This is a genomic window from Streptomyces sp. NRRL B-24085 (assembly GCF_001282115.1).
Classification (GTDB): domain Bacteria; phylum Actinomycetota; class Actinomycetes; order Streptomycetales; family Streptomycetaceae; genus Streptomyces.
The window spans coordinates 1-3,067 of record NZ_LJBR01000436.1; the positions used below are offsets into that span (position 1 = coordinate 1).

The following is a 3,067-nucleotide window of genomic DNA, read 5'->3' on the forward strand; positions in this document are numbered from 1 at the left end:
GCCTGGTCTACGCCGAGCGCATCGTGGCCGACATCGCGGCCAGCCGTGCCGGCCTCCACGCGCGCGTGCCCGCCCCCGTCGAACAGCCCGAGCGGCCCGCCCACCCGCTGCTCGGCCCCGAGGCCCGGTTCGCGATCCAGCGGATCATGACGCAGGGAGCGGGCGTGCTGCGCTCCGCCGAGTCCCTGTCCAAGGCCGCCGAACTGCTCCAGCAACTGCACACCGACGCCCGCGACGCCCTCACCGAGAACGGCAAGACGGCCGAGCCCGGCGTCGACACCTGGGAGGCCACCAACCTCCTGTGCGTGGCCCGCGTCCTGGTCGCCGCGGCCCAGCTGCGCGAGGAGACGCGCGGCTGCCACTGGCGCGAGGACCAGCCCGACCGGGACGACACGGCATGGCGCCGCCACATCGTCGTACGGCTCAATCCGGACCGGACCCTCGCCGTGCACACCACCGATACCGCAGACTTCCCCCCGACCCGGCAGCACCCTCAGGAGCAGTGACACCAGTGAGCACCGACGACCTTCCCCTCGTCCCGTCCGGCGGCTGCGGCGACGGCTGTGCCTGTGGCGCCGCCTCCGACGGTCTCGGCGAGGAGTACCTGGAGTGCGGCCTCGACCCCGCGCTCGCCCAGCTCCTGGCCGACGCCGGGCTCGACCCCGTGGAGGTCGAGGACATCGCCAATGTCGCCATCCAGGAGGACCTCGACCACGGCGTGGACGTGACGACCGTCGCGACCATCCCCGAGGACGCCGTCGCCACCGCCGACTTCGTCGCGCGCGAGGCGGGCGTCGTGGGCGGCCTCAGGGTCGCCGAGGCGGTCGTCTCGGTGGTCTGCGAGGACGAGTTCGAGGTCGAGCGGCACGTCGAGGACGGCGACCGGGTGGAGGCCGGGCAGAAGCTCCTGTCGGTCACCACACGCACGCGTGACCTGCTCACCGCCGAGCGCAGCGCGCTGAACCTGCTGTGCCGGCTGTCGGGCATCGCAACCGCCACGCGCGCGTGGGCGGACGCACTGGAGGGCACCAAGGCGCGCGTGCGGGACACCCGGAAGACGACTCCGGGGCTCAGGTCCCTGGAGAAGTTCGCGGTGCGCTGCGGGGGCGGGGTCAACCACCGGATGTCCCTGTCCGACGCGGCGCTGGTCAAGGACAACCACGTGGTCGCCGCAGGCGGTGTGGCCCAGGCCTTCAAGGCCGTCCGCGAGGCCTTCCCGGACGTGCCGATCGAGGTCGAGGTCGACACCCTGCACCAGTTGCGGGAGGTCGTGGACGCGGGCGCCGACCTGATCCTGCTGGACAACTTCACCCCCGGCGAGTGCGAGGAGGCGGTCGCGCTCGTGCACGGACGGGCCGCGCTGGAGGCCTCCGGGCGGCTGACGCTGGACAACGCGCGCGCGTACGCCGACACCGGCGTCGACTACCTCGCCGTGGGTGCCCTCACCCACTCCTCGCCGATCCTCGACATCGGCCTCGACCTGCGCGAGGCGGAGTAGTCGCGATGCTCCTCACGATCGACGTAGGCAACACGCACACCGTCCTCGGGCTGTTCGACGGCGAGGACATCGTCGAGCACTGGCGGATCTCCACGGACGCGCGCCGGACCGCGGACGAGCTGGCCGTACTGCTCCAGGGCCTGATGGGCATGCACCCGCTCCTCGGGGACGAACTGGGCGACGGCATCGACGGCATCGCGATCTGCGCCACCGTGCCGTCCGTGCTGCACGAGCTGCGCGAGGTGACGCGGCGCTACTACGGCGACGTGCCGGCCGTGCTGGTCGAGCCCGGCGTGAAGACGGGGGTGCCGATCCTCACCGACAACCCCAAGGAGGTCGGCGCCGACCGGATCATCAACGCGGTGGCGGCCGTCGAGCTCTTCGGCGGTCCCGCGATCGTCGTGGACTTCGGCACGGCGACGACGTTCGACGCGGTGTCCGCGCGCGGGGAGTACGTCGGCGGGGTCATCGCGCCCGGTATCGAGATCTCCGTGGAGGCGCTCGGCGTGAAGGGGGCGCAACTGCGGAAGATCGAGGTGGCCCGGCCGCGGAGCGTGATCGGCAAGAACACGGTCGAGGCGATGCAGGCCGGGATCGTCTACGGGTTCGCCGGACAGGTCGACGGCGTGGTGACCCGGATGGCCCGGGAGCTCGCGGAGGACCCGGAGGACGTCACGGTGATCGCCACCGGCGGGCTCGCGCCGATGGTGCTCGGGGAGTCCTCCGTGATCGACGAGCACGAGCCCTGGCTGACGCTGGTGGGCCTGCGGCTGGTGTACGAGCGGAACGTCTCGCGGATGTGACCTCCCTGGCCGGGGCGCCCGGACCGGCATCGGGGTGGTCCGGTCACGCCACACCCGTCCCTTATGTCAAATTTGTCTGATTAGCGCGTACTGTCGCCGCATGCCCACGCCATACGGATCCCGCGGCGGCATGGCGTTCGGCGTGGAGGAGCTGCGTGTGCTCCGCCGCGCTCTCGCCCTCGCCCTTCACCCCGCCCCTGCCTCGGCCGAGGACATCAAGGACTGCCACCGTCTCGCCGAGTCCCTCGACGAGGCGGTGCGCGAGGGTGCCCGGCTGCGCGCCTTCCTGGTGGCCGACCTCGGCCGGTACCGCGCTGCACTGCCCGGCACCGCCGCCGGCTACCTCACCCTGCTGGAGGAGGCGCTGGGCGCCGGGTACCGGCCCGAGCCCGACGATCTCGCCGCGCTCCGAGCCCTGCGCGGCAGCCCCGCCGCCGCGGCGCTGCTGATCCGCTGCCAGATGCTGGCCGAACGGGACGTGAGGGCCCGCCTCGCGGCCGCCACGGGCGCCCGGCACACCCCGGCGGCGCCCGCGGTCCCGGCGTCCCGCACACGCCTCCTGGCGCTGCCCGGAGGGCTTTCCCGAGGCCGCTCCGGAGGGCTTCGCGAGGAGTGGCCCGGAGCCGTCGGGGGCGGTCCGGCGGTGCAGGACGCCAAGGAGCCGGCGAAGCGCCCGGAGAAGTCCCCGGCCAAGCCCGCGGAGAAGCCCGCTCCCGCGGCCCCGAAGCCCTCGCGGCCCATCCCCACCCCGGGCGAGGTCTTCCCC

Annotated in this window: 3 protein-coding genes and 1 pseudogene; all 4 read left to right on the forward strand. The window is 73.3% G+C overall.

Annotation, left to right across the window (positions count from 1 at the left end; translation table 11 throughout):
* Nucleotides 1–506, forward strand: a pseudogene (locus tag AOJ26_RS35860) (L-aspartate oxidase); the annotation flags it as partial.
* 5 nt (nt 507–511) lie between these two features.
* Nucleotides 512–1,498 carry a carboxylating nicotinate-nucleotide diphosphorylase gene (gene nadC / locus AOJ26_RS35865; protein ID WP_053852541.1) on the forward strand — a complete coding sequence of 329 codons (987 nt, stop codon included), beginning with the start codon at nt 512–514 and terminating at the stop codon, nt 1,496–1,498.
* A gap of 5 nt (nt 1,499–1,503) precedes the next feature.
* Complete coding sequence (locus AOJ26_RS35870; protein WP_053852542.1) at nt 1,504–2,301, forward strand: type III pantothenate kinase; 798 nt, start codon at nt 1,504–1,506, stop codon at nt 2,299–2,301.
* 130 nt (nt 2,302–2,431) lie between these two features.
* A partial coding sequence (locus AOJ26_RS35875; protein ID WP_053852543.1) for a hypothetical protein occupies nt 2,432–3,067 on the forward strand: 636 nt, incomplete at its 3' end.

Excerpts from the sequence above, each read along its gene's own strand:
- AOJ26_RS35870 (WP_053852542.1), top strand. The coding sequence starts at position 1,504 with ATGCTCCTCACGATCGACGTAGGCAACACGCACACCGTCCTCGGGCTG.